Source organism: Primorskyibacter sp. S187A, assembly GCF_049800955.1.
Taxonomy (GTDB): Bacteria; Pseudomonadota; Alphaproteobacteria; order Rhodobacterales; family Rhodobacteraceae; genus JAKVBH01.
This window is the reverse complement of sequence record NZ_JBNAGA010000002.1, coordinates 1119730-1136142: the sequence shown is the minus strand read 5'-3', so window position 1 is coordinate 1136142 and position 16413 is coordinate 1119730. Positions and strand designations below refer to the sequence as shown.

The 16413-nt window shown below is 61.9% G+C and carries 17 protein-coding genes; 8 read left to right on the top strand and 9 right to left on the bottom strand.

Annotated elements, in window-relative coordinates:
• Positions 1-225 precede the first annotated feature (225 nt).
• The gene (gene mutL / locus ACP15S_RS16565; protein WP_425040736.1) at positions 226-2106 is read left to right on the top strand and encodes a DNA mismatch repair endonuclease MutL; all 1881 of its coding nucleotides are present in this window, start codon (positions 226-228) and stop codon (positions 2104-2106) included.
• Positions 2103-3275 carry a DNA recombination protein RmuC gene (locus ACP15S_RS16560; RefSeq protein WP_425040735.1) on the top strand — a complete coding sequence of 391 codons (1173 nt, stop codon included), beginning with the start codon at positions 2103-2105 and terminating at the stop codon, positions 3273-3275. Before mutL ends, ACP15S_RS16560 begins: the two co-directional genes overlap by 4 nt.
• A gap of 268 nt (positions 3276-3543) precedes the next feature.
• On the opposite strand, the gene ACP15S_RS16555 is transcribed toward ACP15S_RS16560, so the two are convergent.
• The gene (locus ACP15S_RS16555) at positions 3544-4230 is read right to left on the bottom strand and encodes a response regulator transcription factor (protein WP_425040734.1); all 687 of its coding nucleotides are present in this window, start codon (positions 4228-4230) and stop codon (positions 3544-3546) included.
• 177 nt (positions 4231-4407) lie between these two features.
• Here ACP15S_RS16555 and ribA point away from each other — a divergent pair, with 177 nt between their 5' ends.
• Together ribA and ACP15S_RS16545 are read left to right on the top strand one after the other, a co-directional pair.
• Positions 4408-5481, top strand: a complete 1074-nt coding sequence (ribA, locus tag ACP15S_RS16550; RefSeq protein WP_425040733.1) for a GTP cyclohydrolase II — start codon at positions 4408-4410, stop codon at positions 5479-5481.
• Positions 5478-5975, top strand: coding sequence for a L,D-transpeptidase family protein (locus ACP15S_RS16545; protein WP_425040732.1), 498 nt, complete (start codon positions 5478-5480; stop codon positions 5973-5975). The genes ribA and ACP15S_RS16545 overlap by 4 nt, the downstream gene beginning before the upstream one ends.
• 32 nt (positions 5976-6007) lie before the next feature.
• Here the strand turns inward: ACP15S_RS16545 and ACP15S_RS16540 are convergent, their stop codons facing one another.
• The 8 genes from ACP15S_RS16540 to sfsA form a co-directional block, all read right to left on the bottom strand.
• Entirely contained in the window at positions 6008-6490 is a 483-nt protein-coding gene (locus tag ACP15S_RS16540) for a hypothetical protein (RefSeq protein WP_425040731.1), read from the bottom strand.
• 11 nt (positions 6491-6501) lie between these two features.
• Entirely contained in the window at positions 6502-6984 is a 483-nt protein-coding gene (locus ACP15S_RS16535) for an RNA pyrophosphohydrolase (protein WP_425040730.1), read from the bottom strand.
• A gap of 20 nt (positions 6985-7004) precedes the next feature.
• A complete protein-coding gene (locus tag ACP15S_RS16530; protein ID WP_425040729.1) occupies positions 7005-7676 on the bottom strand; it encodes a phosphotransferase in 672 nt (223 codons plus the stop codon).
• A gap of 56 nt (positions 7677-7732) precedes the next feature.
• Positions 7733-9067 carry a S41 family peptidase gene (locus ACP15S_RS16525; RefSeq protein WP_425040728.1) on the bottom strand — a complete coding sequence of 445 codons (1335 nt, stop codon included), beginning with the start codon at positions 9065-9067 and terminating at the stop codon, positions 7733-7735.
• 6 nt (positions 9068-9073) lie between these two features.
• Positions 9074-10177: a murein hydrolase activator EnvC family protein gene (locus tag ACP15S_RS16520; RefSeq protein WP_425040727.1), complete on the bottom strand. Its 1104-nt coding sequence runs from the start codon at positions 10175-10177 to the stop codon at positions 9074-9076.
• The gene (gene gpmI, locus ACP15S_RS16515) at positions 10174-11691 is read right to left on the bottom strand and encodes a 2,3-bisphosphoglycerate-independent phosphoglycerate mutase (protein ID WP_425040726.1); all 1518 of its coding nucleotides are present in this window, start codon (positions 11689-11691) and stop codon (positions 10174-10176) included. Before gpmI ends, ACP15S_RS16520 begins: the two co-directional genes overlap by 4 nt.
• Before the next feature lie 114 nt (positions 11692-11805).
• Positions 11806-12612, bottom strand: coding sequence for a type I methionyl aminopeptidase (gene map / locus ACP15S_RS16510; RefSeq protein WP_425040725.1), 807 nt, complete (start codon positions 12610-12612; stop codon positions 11806-11808).
• An 86-nt stretch (positions 12613-12698) separates the two neighbouring features.
• A complete protein-coding gene (gene sfsA / locus ACP15S_RS16505; protein ID WP_425040724.1) occupies positions 12699-13412 on the bottom strand; it encodes a DNA/RNA nuclease SfsA in 714 nt (237 codons plus the stop codon).
• Between the two features lie 69 nt (positions 13413-13481).
• Between sfsA and ACP15S_RS16500 the strand changes: the two genes are divergently transcribed.
• From ACP15S_RS16500 to ACP15S_RS16485, 4 genes are read left to right on the top strand one after another with little or no spacing between them, the layout of a single operon-like run.
• Positions 13482-14204, top strand: coding sequence for a competence/damage-inducible protein A (locus tag ACP15S_RS16500; RefSeq protein WP_425040723.1), 723 nt, complete (start codon positions 13482-13484; stop codon positions 14202-14204).
• Positions 14201-14923, top strand: a complete 723-nt coding sequence (locus ACP15S_RS16495) for a GNAT family N-acetyltransferase (RefSeq protein WP_425040722.1) — start codon at positions 14201-14203, stop codon at positions 14921-14923. Before ACP15S_RS16500 ends, ACP15S_RS16495 begins: the two co-directional genes overlap by 4 nt.
• Positions 14920-15486: a peroxidase-related enzyme gene (locus ACP15S_RS16490; RefSeq protein ID WP_425040721.1), complete on the top strand. Its 567-nt coding sequence runs from the start codon at positions 14920-14922 to the stop codon at positions 15484-15486. Before ACP15S_RS16495 ends, ACP15S_RS16490 begins: the two co-directional genes overlap by 4 nt.
• Positions 15470-16387, top strand: coding sequence for an OmpA family protein (locus ACP15S_RS16485; protein WP_425040720.1), 918 nt, complete (start codon positions 15470-15472; stop codon positions 16385-16387). The genes ACP15S_RS16490 and ACP15S_RS16485 overlap by 17 nt, the downstream gene beginning before the upstream one ends.
• Positions 16388-16413: the final 26 nt, after the last annotated feature.

Genomic DNA, 16413 nt, shown 5'->3' with positions numbered 1-16413 from the left:
CGGTTGGCGTTTGTACCCGCCAAAATCTCGTCATGGCGCACAGCTCTGGACCGCTTTTCGCGATCAAGACCTCTGCGTAGATGTGGCGATGCAGGGCCGCGAGCGGCGGCCCGGTATCCGGGAAACGAAATCTTTGCGTGGGATAACGGTCTTCCGGCGTAAAGCAAGCCCGAAAATCGGGCTGGCCCATTTCAGAATCGCTCATCCAATGCTAGGTTTTGCGGCATGACCCACGCCGCCCCCAATATACAGGCCCAAAGCCACGCGAAGCCGCCCAACCCGGTGATCCGTCAATTGGATGAAGCCGCCGTGAACCGCATCGCTGCGGGCGAGGTGGTGGAGCGGCCTGCCTCCGCAGTGAAGGAGCTCGTCGAAAACGCGATTGATGCCGGGGCCTCGCGCATTGAGGTCGACGTCGCCCAAGGCGGCAAGCTGCTCATCCGGGTCACGGACAATGGCTGCGGCATGGCGCCAGATCAGCTGCCGCTGGCGCTGTCTCGCCATGCGACATCCAAGATCGACGGGACGGACCTGCTCAACATCCATTCCTTCGGCTTTCGCGGCGAAGCGCTGCCCTCGCTGGGTGCTGTCGGCCGTTTGACAATCACGTCACGGCCAGCTGGCGCGCAAGCCCACGAAATCCGCGTCGAGGGTGGAGAAATGACGCCTGTGCGCCCCGCTGCGCGTGGCCCCGGCACGACGGTTGATCTGCGCGATCTCTTTTTCGCGACCCCGGCGCGGCTCAAGTTCTTGCGCACCGACCGCGCGGAAATGCAGGCGATCTCGGACGTCGTGAAACGACTGGCCATGGCCGAGCCCTTTATCAGTTTCGTGTTGCGCGATGTGACCGATACGCCCCGCGAGACATTCCGGGCGGATGCTGAGAGCGGCGATCTCTTCAATGCCCTCTCCGGCCGTCTGCGTCGTATCATGGGCCGTGATTTCATCGAAAACGCCATGCCCATAGATGCGGAGCGCGAGGGCCTTCATCTCACAGGCTTTGCCGCTTTGCCGACCTATTCACGTGGCTCTGCTGTCGCACAGTACTTTTTCGTCAACGGGCGGCCTGTCCGTGACAAGCTCTTGATTGGAGCGCTGCGCGGCGCCTATTCCGATTTTCTCAGCCGGGACCGCCATCCTGCCGTGGCGTTGTTTCTCGAATGTGACCCCCATCTCGTCGACGTGAATGTGCATCCTGCAAAATCCGAAGTGCGGTTTCGTGATCCCGGTTTGGCCCGTGGCCTTGTTGTCTCAGCGCTCAAACACGCGCTGGCCGAGGCAGGCCACCGGGCTTCCTCGACTGTGGCCGCAGGCGTACTCGGAGCCATGCGCCCGGAGCACAGCGAGCCCCGCCTCTACCAGATGGACCGCCGCACGACGGGCGCGGTCCACATCTCCCCGCAGCACGACACGCAACCGGCCAGCACCGTCGAGATATCTGCCCAGACGCAGGGCTTCGCGGAGATGTCGCACGCGTATTCCGCCCGCAGTGCGGAAACAGACACGAACACGCGCGAGGAAGAGGCCCTGCCGCTCGGAGCCGCCCGCGCACAATTGCACGAGAACTATATCCTCGCACAAACCGAGCGCGGCCTTGTCATCGTGGATGCCCATGCCGCCCATGAGCGCCTCGTCTATGAGAGGCTCAAACGGCAGATGGCCGAGACAGGTATCGCCGCTCAAGCACTGCTCATTCCCGAAATTGTCGAGCTCTCCCAAAGCGATGCTGACCGGCTCCTCGCCCATGCCGATGCCTTGCAATCCATGGGCCTGAGCATTGAGCCTTTCGGCCCCGGCGCCATCGCCATACGGGAAACGCCTGCACTCCTTGGTGAGATCGATGCGGGCGCGCTGGTGCGCGATGTGCTGGATGAACTCAGCGACACAGGCACCACGACGCTGGTACAAGACAAGCTGGAGGCGATCCTCTCGCGCGTCGCCTGCCATGGGTCCGTGCGAACGGGCCGCCGTTTGCGGGGTGAAGAAATGAACGCGCTGCTGCGCGAGATGGAAGCCACGCCCCATTCCGGGCAATGCAACCACGGCCGTCCGACTTATGTGGAGCTCGCACTGACCGACATCGAGAGACTCTTCGGACGCACATGATCCAGATCGGCACCCTCACCCTCAATCTTGATGATCCGCTGCACGTCGCGGCCCTGATCGCCGCTTCAGCGCTTTTGCTGATCGCCCTGATGGTCCTGCTCGCCCTGCGCGCCGCAAATCGCTCTGCGCGCCTCGCAGAGCCGCTCACCTACCAGCTGGGCGCACTGGGCCAACGCGTCGAGGGCCTCGCACAAGGGCAGGAACGGCTGACCGGCGGCCTGACCCATGTCTCGGAAGCGCAGGCACAAGCCCAGACCTCCATGCTCCAATTGATGGAACAACGCCTCGCCCAGGTGCAGGAACAGATGAACGAAAACCTGTCGGGATCAGCCCGCCGGACCGCGCAAAGTCTGGGTGACCTGCAACAACGCCTCGTCGCCATCGACAAGGCCCAGGACAATATCCAGAAGCTCTCAGGAGATGTGCTGTCCCTGCAGGACATCCTGTCGAACAAACAAACCCGTGGCGCCTTTGGTGAAATCCAGCTGACCGACATTGTCTCAAAGGCGCTGCCCAAAGACAGCTATACCCTGCAAGCCACCCTCTCCAACGGCAAACGCGCCGATTGTCTGATCCACCTGCCCAACCCCCCCGGCCCCATTGTCGTGGATGCGAAATTTCCGCTGGAGGCCTACGAGGCCCTGCGCCGCGCGGAGACGCAGGAGCAAATGACCCGCGCCGCCCAGCAAATGCGCCTGTCGCTTCGAAAACACATCCGCGATATCGCGGAGCGCTATATCCTTGAGGGCGAGACCGCCGATGGCGCACTCATGTTCCTGCCTTCCGAGGCCGTCTATGCCGAACTGCACGCGAATTTCCCGGAAATCGTCCGCGAGGGGTTCGCCGCCCGTGTCTGGATCGTCTCTCCCACAACCTGCATGGCCACCCTCAATACCATGCGCGCGATCCTCAAGGATGCCCGCATGCGCGCGCAGGCCGGCGCCATCCGTAAGGAACTCGCAGCCCTCTTCAAAGACGTGGACCGCCTGGGCACCCGCGTGGGCAATCTGGACCGGCACTTCGCTCAAGCCTCCAAAGATATCGAAGAGATCAAGATCAGCGCCGACAAAGCAGGCAAACGCGCCCGCCGTCTCGACAATTTCGACTTTGAAGAATTGGCCCCCGACGCCCCGGAGCAAAAGGTCCTGCCCCTGAAATCCGTGGACTGAGACGCGAGCGATCACCCGCCTTCTTTTGTCTGAAAATACCTCGGGGGAGCGCGCAGCGCGCGCGGGGGCAGCGCCCCCAAAAACCCGAGGCTGCCACCGATCTCGGTATTGGACAAAAAAAGACCCGGGCAAAGCCCGGGCCAAGTCCAACAGGGAGGTGCATATGAGAGACCGCATATGCGACGGTATTCCAAAAATCTATCAGGCTCCGAGTCGTCTAACCTTGACCTAAATCAAAAGCACATGTCGCAGGCACCTTTGTCAAAATTTAGGCATTCAGGCGGTATCCACCGGACTCAGTGACCAAGATACGCGCATTTGAGGGCTCTGGTTCAATCTTTTGTCGCAGCCGGTAGATATGCGTCTCCAGCGTATGGGTCGTCACGCCAGCGTTGTACCCCCAGACCTCGTGCAAGAGCACATCACGCGGCACGACACCTTCGGTGGCGCGGTAGAGGTATTTCAGGATATTGGTCTCTTTCTCCGTCAGACGGATCTTGCGCTCGTCTTCGGTGAGCAGCGTCTTCATGGCCGGTTTGAAAGTATATGGCCCAAGCGTGAACACGGCATCTTCGCTCTGCTCGTGTTGGCGCAGCTGCGCACGGATACGCGCCAGAAGGACGGGGAATTTGAAGGGCTTGGTCACGTAGTCATTGGCGCCCGCGTCGAGCCCAAGGATCGTATCAGCATCGCTATCATGGCCGGTGAGCATCAAGACAGGCGCTTTGACGCCTTGTTTGCGCATCAAGCGGCACAGCTCGCGCCCGTCGGTGTCCGGCAGTCCAACATCCAGCACGATGAGATCAAAATGCGAGGCTTTGACCCGCTCCATGGCTTCAACGCCATTGGCGCCTTCGAACACTTCGAAATCCTCGGTCATGATCAATTGTTCGGCCAAGGCCTCGCGCAGGTCTTCGTCGTCATCGACGAGTAGAATGTTTTTCAGCTGAGCCATAATGTCTCTCCGTGTCCTGTTGAGATCAAAGTGAGTGCGCAGGCCACCAACAGCAAGATTTGCAACATTGCTCTCACGCCCTCGTGTCCAACGCGCGATTTTTGCGAGGAAATGTTTCAAATTTCCCGTAGAGCCGCGTAGAGACGGACGTAACATTGATCAGAAATGGCACTCCAAATGGATTTGCGCCCCCGACCCTCCGAGCTCCTGGCCCGCGCGCGCAGCGATCTGCGTGTGGGCCTGCCCGTCGTGCTGGCGGGCCATGGAGAACGCGTTCTGATTGCCGCGGCCGAGACGTTGACGCCGGATCGTCTTGGCGCGCTTGCCGATCTGGGTGCGGTCCATCTCGCCATTACGGCCCGCCGCGCCGAGACGCTCAAGGCCCGCGCCTATGACCACGATCTTGCCCGCTTGCCCCTGCCGGAGGGGTGTGATGCGGCTTGGGTTCATGCCATTGCCGATCCCGAAGGCGATCTGCGCAATCCCATGAAGGGGCCTTTGTTTGCGCGGCGTGAGGGAGATGCGGCGCTCTCGCGTTTGGGCATCGCGTTGGCAAAGTCCGCCGAATTGCTGCCCTCGGTGCTTGTGGTGCCCGCCCCCGCGGTGACACCAGAGCTCACCGAGCTTCAAGCCAACACAGCAGGTCCTTTGCTCACAGATGCGCAGCACTTCGCGCCATTGGTGTCAGCCCGCCTGCCGGTTCGCACGAGCGCGCATGGGCGTTTGCATGTCTTTCGTCCCAATGCGGGCGGTGTGGAGCACTACGCCTTTGAGGTGGGCCGCCCGGATCGCGCCGCGCCGGTCCTGGCGCGTCTGCATTCGGCCTGTTTCACGGGGGATGTCCTTGGGTCGCTCAAATGCGATTGCGGTCCCCAATTGCAAGCAGCCCTGGCCCAGATGGGCCGTGAGGGTGCAGGTGTTTTGCTCTACCTCAATCAGGAAGGGCGCGGCATCGGTCTTGCCAACAAGATGCGCGCCTATTCCCTTCAGGATCAGGGCTTTGACACGGTCGAGGCCAATCACCGCCTCGGCTTTGAAGATGACGAACGCGATTTTCGCATCGGCTCCGACATTCTGAAATCCATGGGTTTCAACGCCGTGCGGCTGCTGACAAACAATCCCGCCAAGATCGACATGATGCGCGCGCAAGGCGTGGAGGTGACAGAACGGGTTGCCCTGCGGGTGGGGGAGACAGACGAGAATGCTGCATATCTTGCCACCAAGATTGCGAAATCCGGGCATTTGCCATGACACCCCATGACATGGTTCTGACCCCACGCGGCCTGCGCTTTGCGGGGCGATACTGGCCCTGCACCATCGGCAAAGGCGGCATCCGCGCGGACAAGCGCGAAGGCGACGGCGCGACGCCCGTGGGCACGCATCGCATCATCGGCCTGCTCTACCGGCCCGACCGGCTGGCGCGCCCGTGTGATTGGGCTCAGCCAATCCGGCCCGGGGATTTATGGTCCGATGATCCGGGGCACGAGGATTACAACCTGATGGTCCGCGCGCCCTATCCTCATAGCCATGAGGCGCTGCGCCGAGGCGATCCCCTATATGACCTTGTCCTACTGACCGATTGGAACTGGCCGCGGGCCGAGCGTGGTCGTGGATCGGCCATCTTTCTGCATCGGTGGCGGCGCCCCGGATATCCGACGGAGGGCTGCATCGCGTTTCGACCGGACCATCTGCGCCAGATCGTGCAACGTATCACGCTTCAGACACGGCTGATCGTTCCCGGTTGACTAGCGAACGCTCAGACGCCGCGCGCAAGGCGCTAGAAGTCTTCCGCTGCGCAATCCTCGCCCCGATAGCAGGCCAAGGCACGCGCCAAAGTGGCGGGATCCGCGCCAAAGACATGTCCGCCGCAAGGCGTCACCTCAACCGATGGAGGCTTGTCGTCCAGATTGACAAACGCCAACACTTCCGCCCCAGACGTCGCACCGCCGCACCACGGACCAAAACACAGGACCCTCAAGGTCACATCCAGGGCAAAACGCCCCGTAAACCCATCCGCCTGGAATGACCGTCCCGTCAGGCGCGCCGGAATATGCGTTTCCGGTGGCGTGTCCTGCTGCCGCTGCCAATCGACGCGCGGGAGTTGTTCCGGATCAAAATCCAACACCCCCACAACCATGGTAAAGCGCGCCTCCGCCTGCGCGACGTCGGCGTAGCTGCGCGCAAAATCGGGTGGCAGGCAGCTCAGCGCATGGGCCGGGCCTGCGAGCCCCAAGACCAGTGACACAATGGCAAGACGCATGGCAGCCTCCCTCACAGCCGGGGCCCAAATGCCTCCAGCACTGCGGAATAGACATCGCGCTTGAAGGGCACGATCGCCGCCAGAAGTTCATCCGGTGCCATCCATCTCCAGTGGGAAAACTCCTGATGCTCCGTCACAATGTTGATGTCGGCATCGGTCCCGTGAAAGCGCAGGAGGAACCATTTCTGCTCTTGCCCGCGGTAGCGCCCTTTCCAAAGTTTGGGCACCAGATCAAAGGGCAACTCATAGGGAAGCCAGTCGTCGGTCTCCGCCTCGACTGTCACTTTGTCCGACGTCACGCCGGTCTCTTCCCAAAGCTCGCGCAGCACAGCCTCACGCGGCGCCTCCCCGGGATCGACACCGCCCTGCGGCATCTGCCAGGCCTGGGTATTGTTGTCGATCCGCTGCCCCACGAAGACATGGCCCGCTGCATTGACCAGCATGACCCCCACACAAGGCCGGTAAGGTAGTTTGGCAATTTCATCCGGTGTCATCGCACACGCCTTTCGCTTGTTCACAAATGCAGCAGGAGCGACTTTGCACGTTCCGGTTCGATGTGCCAGCAGGCAGCAATCTCATAGGCCAGCGCGGCGCGGCGCGGTGTCGGATGATCAAGCGCGCCAACGGCGACCATATCAAAGAGTGGATTGTCGATGCGCGCCTCGTCCCAGTCATAAAAGACGAACTGCCCCCAAGGCGTCACTGCGATATTGCCCGGATGTAGATCGCCATGACACAGGGTCACTGGCACGCTGGGCACAAGGCTCAGCGCTTTGCGACACCGCTTCACGACATCTTCCGGCATGCGGCTCAAATCAATGTCGCCCCCCTTTGACTGCACAAGGAAGTCGCGCGCCTTAAGAAAGCCCGGGCGCTGCGGCAAACCAAAACAGACCCGCTGCATCCGCCGCAAGGTCTGCCGCAAGCGCACCCTGTCTGCCGGCGTGAGGACGCGACCGGGGATATAGCGCTCAACCGTCCAGCCCGCAAAACTGCAAGCCCCCTCTAGCGTCGGGATCGGCAAAGCCCGCGCGAGACCGACAGATTTCAAACGCGGCTCCAGTGTTGCGAGCCACGCCAATTGCGCTTCGGAGCGGTTTGTTGTCTTGAATACGTAGGCAGAGCCGTCACCGGTTCCGCGCAGGACTTGATGCCGTTGCCCGCCTTCGAGCGGGGAGAAGTCCATAGCCGGCAGCCCCCAGGCTGCCGGATCGGGTTTACCTAAGGCTGCGCCAGAAGGCACTAGTCATTCGGGCCGAGCGCTGTCAGACCCTTGAGGATATCAATGGCATAGGCCAATTGATAATCCTCTTCGCGCAGAGCAGCAGCAGCCTCGGCCTTTTCACGATCCGCTTCGATCTGTTCTATCTCATCCTCACTCAGGCTGTCATTGTTGAGCGAGCCGCGCAGATCCGCCTCGGAGCGCGAGCGTTGGTTCGTTTCGTCCTCTTCCTCGGTTTCCGGCGCGCGGCGCGGTTGTTCGACGACAATGTCCGGCGACACGCCCAAGGCCTGGATCGAACGCCCCGATGGCGTGTAGTACCGCGCGGTTGTCAGACGCATTGCGCCATTGCCCCGCAGCGGCATGACAGTCTGGACCGAGCCTTTGCCGAAGCTCTTTGTCCCCACGACGATGGCCCGGCGATGATCCTGCAGCGCGCCTGCCACAATCTCGGAGGCCGAAGCCGAGCCGCCATTGATCAGAACAACAATCGGCTTGCCTTCCGCCAGATCACCCGGCGTTGCATTGAACCGGTCGCCATCTTCCGGGTTGCGCCCGCGTGTCGACACGATCTCACCCTTTTCAAGGAACGCATCCGATACGCGGATCGCCTGGGTCAAAAGACCGCCCGGGTTGTTGCGCAGATCAAGGACGATCCCATTGATGTTCTCGATCCCGCCGGCATCTTCGACTTGCTTGCGGAACCCTTCTTCGAGGTTCGGCGTCGTCTGATCATTAAACGTCGTCACCCGCAAGACAACGGTTTCGCCTTGCAAACGCGACCGTACCGCCGTGAGCTTGATCGTATCGCGGATGATGGAGACGTCAAACGGCTCCCCCTCCCCTTCGCGCACAACCGTGATGATGATCTCCGACCCCACGGGCCCGCGCATCATCTCAACCGCTTCGTCAAGATTAAGCCCGAGGACGCTCTCACCATCGACATGAGTAATGAAATCGCCCGCCTCGATCCCCGCCGCATCAGCGGGTGTCCCGTCAATGGGCGAGACCACCTTCACGAAACCTTCTTCCTGCGTCACCTCGATACCAAGGCCACCGAATTCGCCGCGCGTCTGTACGCGCATGTCCGCCGCGTCATTGGGCGAGAGATACCCCGAATGCGGATCAAGCGATGTCAGCATGCCGTTGATTGCAGCTTCGATCAGCTCACTCTCGTCAACTTCTTCCACATATTGGCCACGAATACGTTCGAAGATATCTCCGAAGAGATCCAGCTGCTCATAGACATTCGTTCCTCGCGCGCTCTCTTGCGCCAGAAGCGGCGCGGCCAGTTGTGTCGTCGCCAGCACTCCGGCCAGTGTGCCGCCGAGCGCGGCCATGACAAATTTCTTCATCTCAGCTTATTCCCTTCCGGTTCGGAACCAGGTTTCCGGATCAACAGTCCGATTGTTTTCCCTTACCTCTATATAGAGCGTTTCCGGGCGTGTGTTTCCACCCCCTTCGCTTGATTGTGAGGTGCCACCCATCAGGCCCACCGGATCACCCGCCGGGATCACCTGCCCCGCCTCGCCAAAAACCTGCGCCATCCCCGCGAAAACAAAGAGCATACCGCCCTCAGGCTCAAGGATGGAGACGAGGCCGAAGTTCAACAAAGGCCCCCGGTAGCGGATCGTCGCAGGCACGGGTGTCGTAACGAGGGCCTCCGATCCTGTGGCCACAAGCAAACCCGGGCGCACAACTCCCGCCGAATCTGCCTGCCCTGCACGCCGCAGGACCTGACCCGCCACAGGCAAGGGCAGCGTGCCCTTGAGGGCCGCAATCGGTGCGGGTTGGGGTGCCGCCGGATCGTCCTCGATCAGGGTCAGGGCGGAGGCAAAGCCCTCCAGCGTCTCGGTTGACGCAATCATGACAGCTGTCTGAATGGGATCTTCGGTAAAGCGTTTGGGCAAATCCGTCCGATCCGCCATGGCCTGGCTCAGAGCGGTCCGGGCGGTCTGAGCCCCGGCAAGGCCATCGGCCAGACGTGTGGCCGCCTGCTCCTGCAACACGCGCAAATCCTGCATCTCCTGGACCTGCGCGCGCAATTGTTCCACTTCCGCTTGCAACCCCGGCGTCACATCCGCGAGCAACATGCCGGCCCGCGCCGTGCCGGATGGGCCCGCCGGATGCACCAGACCCAAAGGTTCAGGCACCCGGCTGATCACTTGGAGTGCGCCCAGAAGCTGGCCAATCTCCGCCTCCTGTGCTGTCAAATCCACTGATAGCTGCGCCTCTCTCTGAGCCGCCGCCCGCAAGCCCTCACGCAACGCGGAAAGCCCCTTTTCATACCCCTGCACGGTCGCGGTCAACGCGCGCACCCGCTCGCGGCCAGATCCCGCCTCCTCAAGCTGGCGCGACGCCTCGTTCAGAAGCGAAAGTGCGCGCTCTGCGGTCTGCGCGGGTGTTTCTGCCAGCGCTGTTCCAGCCAGGCAGATGGCCCAAACCGCTGCGAACAGGCGTGTCATGTCAACAGGCTCTCGCCGGTCATTTCGTCCGGCTGAGGCAATCCCATCAATTCGAGCACGGTTGGCGCGAGATCAGCGAGGCGACCTTCGCGCAACCCCGCGCCCTCTGGCCCGCCAAACAGGATCACGGGAACGAGATTGAGCGTATGCGCCGTATGTGGCCCGCCGGTTTCGGGATCAACCATCGTTTCGCAATTGCCGTGATCTGCTGTGACGATCATCGCGCCACCGACGTCCTTCAGAGCCGCCAAAGCCGCGCCCAGTCCGGCGTCGACCGCTTCACACGCGGCCATCGCCGCTTGCAAATCGCCCGTGTGGCCGACCATGTCGGGGTTCGCGTAGTTCACCACGATCAGATCATAGCCTTCGCGGATGGCCGCAACAAAGCGCTCGGTGACCTCGGGCGCACTCATCTCGGGCTGCAGATCATACGTCGCAACTTTGGGGCTCTTCGGCATGAAGCGATCCTCTCCCTCCGAAGGCGTTTCTTCGCCCCCGTTCAGGAAAAAGGTCACATGGGGGTACTTCTCCGTTTCCGCGAGGCGAAACTGCGTTTTGCCCTGCTTCGCCACCCATTCGCCCAACGTGTTCACCAGTTCGCGCTTGGGAAAGAGCGTTTGCATGAACTGGTCATGCGCATCCGAGTAAGACACCATCCCCGTGGCCTGCCCCCAGTCCGGCCGGGCCGAGGCGTCAAAGGCCTCAAACGCAGGATCCGCGAGGGCCGAGAGAATTTCGCGCGCCCGGTCTGCCCGAAAGTTGAGAAACAAAACGCCATCGCCCGATGAGGGTGCCGTGTAGGCGTCCAGAACCACCGGCTCGATGAACTCATCATTCTGCCCGGAGGCATAGGCGGCGCGCACAGCACTCACGGCATCCGCCGCCGTGCTCCCCTGCCCACTCACAAAAAGTTCAAAAGCCTTTTGAACCCGCTCCCAACGATTGTCACGGTCCATCGCGAAATATCGCCCGATCACCGTTCCGATATGCGCGCCCACAGGCAAGGCGGCATCGAGCTCTGCCAATTGCGCCTCAGCTGATTGCGGAGCCACATCACGCCCATCCGTGATGGCATGGATCTGCACCGGCACACCTGCCCCGGCAATCACCCGCGCCGCCTCCGCAATGTGATCCTGATGCGCATGCACACCTCCGGGCGAGGACAAACCCATGAGCTGTGCAGTGCCGCCAGTGGATTTGAGCGTGTCAATGAACGCCAATAAAGCCGTGTTCTGCGCAAAGCTGCCATCTTCAATCGCCAGATCGATCTGACCGAGATCCATGGCAACCACGCGACCCGCACCGATGTTGGTATGACCGACTTCCGAATTGCCCATCTGCCCTGTAGGCAAGCCGACATCAGGCCCGAAGGTGACCAAAGTTGCATTGGGGCACGTGGCCATCAGGTCATCGAAATGCGGTGTCTGCGCCAAAACGGGCGCATTGGCGTCGCGCTCATCCCGCAGGCCCCAGCCATCCAGAATGCACAACACGACAGGTTTCGCTACGCTCATAAATCTGCCCTCGATTACGTCTCGGTCTCCCTAGCGCGCGAACGCCGCAAGAAAAACACCCCCGGGCTTCTTCTGGCCCAAAATACGCAAAATCCCGCGGGCAGCCGCCCGGACTTAACCGTAGGTCGGATGAAATCTGCCTGCCGGGGATAGCGTGAAAATCTCGACGCCTTCAGCCGTCACACCGACGGAATGCTCAAACTGCGCAGACAGGCTCTTGTCCCGCGTCACAGCCGTCCACTCGTCAGACAGAACCTTGGTCTCCGGTCGCCCGAGATTGACCATCGGCTCGATGGTGAAGAACATCCCTTCTTCCAGCACCGGCCCCGTGCCCGCACGGCCATAGTGCAGAACGTTCGGCGGCGCATGAAAGACCTGCCCCAGCCCATGACCACAGAAATCGCGGACCACAGACATGCGCTGCGCCTCGACAAAAGACTGGATCGCATGGCCAATATCGCCAAACGTGTTGCCGGGTCGAACCGCTTCAATCCCGCGCATCAGCGCATCATGGGTCACCTGCACCAGGCGCTCGGACTTGCGGCTCAGCTTTCCCGCCACATACATCCGGCTCGTGTCTCCGAACCAGCCATCCACGATAACCGTGACATCAATGTTGAGAATGTCGCCGTCCTTGAGCTTCTTCTCGCCCGGGATCCCGTGGCAAACGACGTGATTGACCGAAATACACGACGCATGCTGATAACCTTTGTAGCCAATCGTGGCCGAAGTGGCGCCCGCCTCCTCGACGCTGAAGCGAATGAAATCGTCAATCGCCGCCGTCGTCTGGCCGACAAACACATGCTCTGCGACATCATCGAGAATGGTCGCTGCAAGCTTGCCAGCGGCATGCATGCCCGCGAAATCGCCGGGCTCATAAATGCGAATGCCATCTCTTGTGACGCGTCCACGGGTGTCCACCGGAAACTCCAATCCTGTCTTCCGCAACAAATAAGGGAAAAGGCCTCTCATGACCACCCCATGCAACTGGCTACTACCTGAGCTAACTAGGCCGAAACAAAGGGCAAAGCGTCGCGCAGTGTCACAGCCTCGGTGGTGATATGTGTGTCGTAACACAACATCTCAACCCCGGCCTCGAGCGCTGCGCGCACGGCCGCGTCATAGCCGGGATCCAAATCAGCCGCGATACGCATGCGCGCGCAATCGGTGCGCTGCACAAGATAGACCAAAACAGCCCGGTGCCCCTGGGCGACCATGGCGGATAATTCCCGCAAATGCTTGGCCCCGCGCTCGGTCACACAATCGGGAAATTCCGCCCAATCCCCATCCCGCCGCAGATGAACATTCTTGACCTCGACATAGGCGTCAGGCTGGCCCTCACCGGTCAGCAAAAAGTCGATCCGGCTGCGCTCAGCGCCGTATTTGACCTCCGCACGCACGTTGCCATACGACGCCAGCGGCGCGATCTGGCCTGCACGCAGCGCCTCACCGACGACGCGATTGGGCACGCCGGTATCGATGCCCGCCATATGGCCGCCCTCCAGCTCAACGAGCCGCCACCCAAACTTCAACTTTTTGCGAGGGTCGTCATTCGGCTCAAGCCAGATACGCATACCCGGCTCCGCCAAACCCATCATGGCGCCGGGATTGGGCGCATGGGCCGTGATCTCACGACCGTCCTGTTCCAGAACCGCATCGGACAGGAACCGTTTGTAGCGCCGGATGAGACGCGCAGGCACAAGAGGGGTTTGAAAGCGCATGGCGGGGCCTATACCGTGCGCAGAGCGGCGCGACAACGCCTGCTGCCCAAATGCCAAGGAGCCGCCCCTATGTCCAACCCAACCGCCGCCATGCTTGTCATCGGGGATGAAATCCTCTCGGGCCGCACTCGCGATGCCAATATGCATTTTCTCGCGGGCGAACTGACGAAACATGGCATCAACCTCAGCGAGGTTCGGATCGTGTCGGACAATCGCGATGCGATCATCGCCGCTCTGGATGCGCTGCGGACAAGCTATGCCCATGTATTCACCTCAGGCGGCATCGGCCCGACCCATGACGACATCACAGCCGATTGCATCGCGGATGCCTTCGGTGTGTCGATTGATGTGCGGGAGGATGCCCGCGCGCTGCTGGCGGCGCACTACGCCCGGACCGGGTCCGAGCTGAACGAAGCGCGGCTGCGCATGGCGCGAATCCCCGACGGCGCAACCTTGGTCGACAATCCCGTCTCCGTTGCACCGGGCTTCACGCTGGGCAACGTCCATGTGATGGCAGGCGTCCCGAGCGTGTTTCAAGCCATGGTCGCGTCTGTCCTGCCAACGCTGACAGGCGGCGCGCCGCTTCTGTCGCAAAGCCTGCGCATCATGCGCGGGGAGGGCGATATTGCAGGCCCTTTGGGTCAATTGGCGGAGCGCAATCCCGCCCTGTCCATCGGCTCCTACCCCTTTCAGAAGGACGGCGTTTTCGGCGCGCAAATCGTTATTCGTGGCCATGATGGCGCTCAGGTGGACGCGGCGATGGCCGAACTCAGATCGCTGTTCCCGGCATGACCCTGCTGGACGCGATCGAGCCCACATGGCCCGCGCGGCGCCGTTTTTCGGACGGCCCCTTCGTGCTGCGCGATGGCGCGGGGGGTGGCAAACGTGTCTCTGCCGCGTCGCTGACAGACACCCGCCTGCCCACGGACGCCGAGCTGGCAAAGGCCGAAGCGAAGATGCGGGAGATGGGGCAAACGCCGATGTTTTCCCTCGCGCCCGATCAACAGGAATTTGACGCAGCGCTGGCCGCGCGGGGCTACCAGGTGGTCGATCCAACCCGCGTGTATCACTTGCCCGTCGAGGGCTTCGCCGGTCAACAGGTCCCGCGCGTGACGGCCTTTGCAGTCTGGGAACCTCTTGCAATCATGGAAGACATCTGGGCCGAAGGCGGCATTGGCCCGGCCCGCGTCGCCATCATGCACAGGGCCAAGGGCGCAAAGACCGGCATTCTCGGGCGGCGCGATGATACGCCTGCGGGCGCGGCGTTTGTCGCCCTGCACGGCGATGTTGCCATGCTGCACGCGCTCGAAGTGCGCGCGCGGTTTCGCAGACGCGGGCTAGGCCGCTGGATGGTTGTCGCCGCCGCGCAATGGGCCGCAACCCAAGGCGCCCGAACGCTTTGCCTCTTGGTCACAGACGCCAACGCACCCGCAAATGCGCTTTATCAAGCGATGGGCTTTCTGGCGCAGCCGGGGTATCACTACCGTGTCTTGCAGGAGGACCACCCATGACCGATATGCCAACCGCGCTCAACCTGCCTGAGTTGGACCCGCTCCCGCCAGAGACGCAGAAATACTTCGACATCTGCGCCGAGAAGCTGGGCATGATCCCCAACGTGCTGCGCGCCTATGCCTGGAATATCGAGCAGCTCAACGGGTTCACGGCGCTCTACAACACGTTGATGTTGGGCCAGAGCGGGCTGTCAAAGCTGGAGCGCGAAATGATCGCCGTGGTCGTGTCGTCCATCAACCGCTGCTTTTACTGTCAGGTCGCCCATGGCGCGGCGGTGCGGGCGCTCTCGGGTGATCCGGTTCTGGGCGAACGGATGGTCATGAACTGGCGCACCGCCGATCTGACAGCCCGCCAGCACGCCATGCTGGGCTTTGCCGAGAAGGTCACGAAAATATCGTGCGAGGTCACGGAGGCCGACCGGAAACGCCTGCGTGATGTCGGCTTCAAGGATGCGGACATCTGGGACATCGCCAACGTCACGGGCTTTTTCAACATGTCCAACCGGGTGGCCAGCGCAACGGATATGCGCCCCAACGCTGAATACCATGGACAAGCGCGCTAAGCTTCTGATTTTACTGAGCTGTCTGACAGCTACGCCTGTTGCCGCGCTGGATCTGGCGCTGCCTCAGGGCGCGCGTTTGATGCTGGAAGAAGAGCAATCTCCCGCCTCTTACGCCCTGCCCGTGGCCCCGTTCAACGGCACGGACCTGCCCACGGAACGTCTGGAAGGGTCTGTGCGGCGGGAAGCGTGGCGGCTGGACAGTCAGAGCGTGACCAATCTGCAGATCACGACGCCTTTGCGCGATGCGCTTCTGGCGGCGGGGTATGAGACGAAGCTCGATTGCGCAGACGTCACCTGCGGCGGGTTTGATTTCCGCTTCGCCACCGATGTGCTGCCCCCGCCGGATATGTTCGTCAATCTGGCTGACTTCCGCTTTCTGTCCGCCCGCAAGGACACCGCGGCGGTTGCGATCCTCGTGTCAGGCAACGGCACGGCGCGCTTCATTCAGATCATCCGCGTGGGCAGCGCTGCGGCAGCTCCCGTGCAGAACACAGGCCCTGTCACCACGGCACCGGTCGTGACGGGCGATCTCGCTCAAACCATTGAAAGAAATGGGCATATCACTCTCGAAGATCTCAATTTCGAGACCGGCTCCGCAACGCTCAGCGATGGGCCCTATGCCAGCCTCGATGCGCTCGCGACCTATCTCAGGGCCAACCCGGGACGGCGGATTGCGCTGGTGGGGCATACGGATTCCGTGGGCTCGCTGGAGGGCAATATCGGGTTGTCGCGGCGCCGGGCGGAAGCGGTGCAGACCCGCCTCGCCGAGAGCTACGACATCCCCAGAGCGCAGATGGAAGCGGGTGGGATGGGCTATCTCTCGCCCCGCGCCACGAACCTCACCGAAGAGGGCCGCGCGCAGAACAGACGGGTGGAAGCGGTGCTGACCTCGACAGAATGAGGGGGGCTTTTGTACGAAACACCCCC

What these genes read in the sequence shown, in the direction of transcription:
- mutL (WP_425040736.1), top strand. Translation starts at nt 226, where the DNA reads ATGACCCACGCCGCCCCCAATATACAGGCCCAAAGCCACGCGAAGCCG.
- ACP15S_RS16560 (WP_425040735.1), top strand. Translation starts at nt 2,103, where the DNA reads ATGATCCAGATCGGCACCCTCACCCTCAATCTTGATGATCCGCTGCAC.
- ACP15S_RS16555 (WP_425040734.1), bottom strand. Translation starts at nt 4,230, where the DNA reads ATGGCTCAGCTGAAAAACATTCTACTCGTCGATGACGACGAAGACCTG.
- ribA (WP_425040733.1), top strand. Translation starts at nt 4,408, where the DNA reads ATGGATTTGCGCCCCCGACCCTCCGAGCTCCTGGCCCGCGCGCGCAGC.
- ACP15S_RS16545 (WP_425040732.1), top strand. Translation starts at nt 5,478, where the DNA reads ATGACACCCCATGACATGGTTCTGACCCCACGCGGCCTGCGCTTTGCG.
- ACP15S_RS16540 (WP_425040731.1), bottom strand. Translation starts at nt 6,490, where the DNA reads ATGCGTCTTGCCATTGTGTCACTGGTCTTGGGGCTCGCAGGCCCGGCC.
- ACP15S_RS16535 (WP_425040730.1), bottom strand. Translation starts at nt 6,984, where the DNA reads ATGACACCGGATGAAATTGCCAAACTACCTTACCGGCCTTGTGTGGGG.
- ACP15S_RS16530 (WP_425040729.1), bottom strand. Translation starts at nt 7,676, where the DNA reads ATGGACTTCTCCCCGCTCGAAGGCGGGCAACGGCATCAAGTCCTGCGC.
- ACP15S_RS16525 (WP_425040728.1), bottom strand. Translation starts at nt 9,067, where the DNA reads ATGAAGAAATTTGTCATGGCCGCGCTCGGCGGCACACTGGCCGGAGTG.
- ACP15S_RS16520 (WP_425040727.1), bottom strand. Translation starts at nt 10,177, where the DNA reads ATGACACGCCTGTTCGCAGCGGTTTGGGCCATCTGCCTGGCTGGAACA.
- gpmI (WP_425040726.1), bottom strand. Translation starts at nt 11,691, where the DNA reads ATGAGCGTAGCGAAACCTGTCGTGTTGTGCATTCTGGATGGCTGGGGC.
- sfsA (WP_425040724.1), bottom strand. Translation starts at nt 13,412, where the DNA reads ATGCGCTTTCAAACCCCTCTTGTGCCTGCGCGTCTCATCCGGCGCTAC.
- ACP15S_RS16500 (WP_425040723.1), top strand. Translation starts at nt 13,482, where the DNA reads ATGTCCAACCCAACCGCCGCCATGCTTGTCATCGGGGATGAAATCCTC.
- ACP15S_RS16495 (WP_425040722.1), top strand. Translation starts at nt 14,201, where the DNA reads ATGACCCTGCTGGACGCGATCGAGCCCACATGGCCCGCGCGGCGCCGT.
- ACP15S_RS16490 (WP_425040721.1), top strand. Translation starts at nt 14,920, where the DNA reads ATGACCGATATGCCAACCGCGCTCAACCTGCCTGAGTTGGACCCGCTC.
- ACP15S_RS16485 (WP_425040720.1), top strand. Translation starts at nt 15,470, where the DNA reads ATGGACAAGCGCGCTAAGCTTCTGATTTTACTGAGCTGTCTGACAGCT.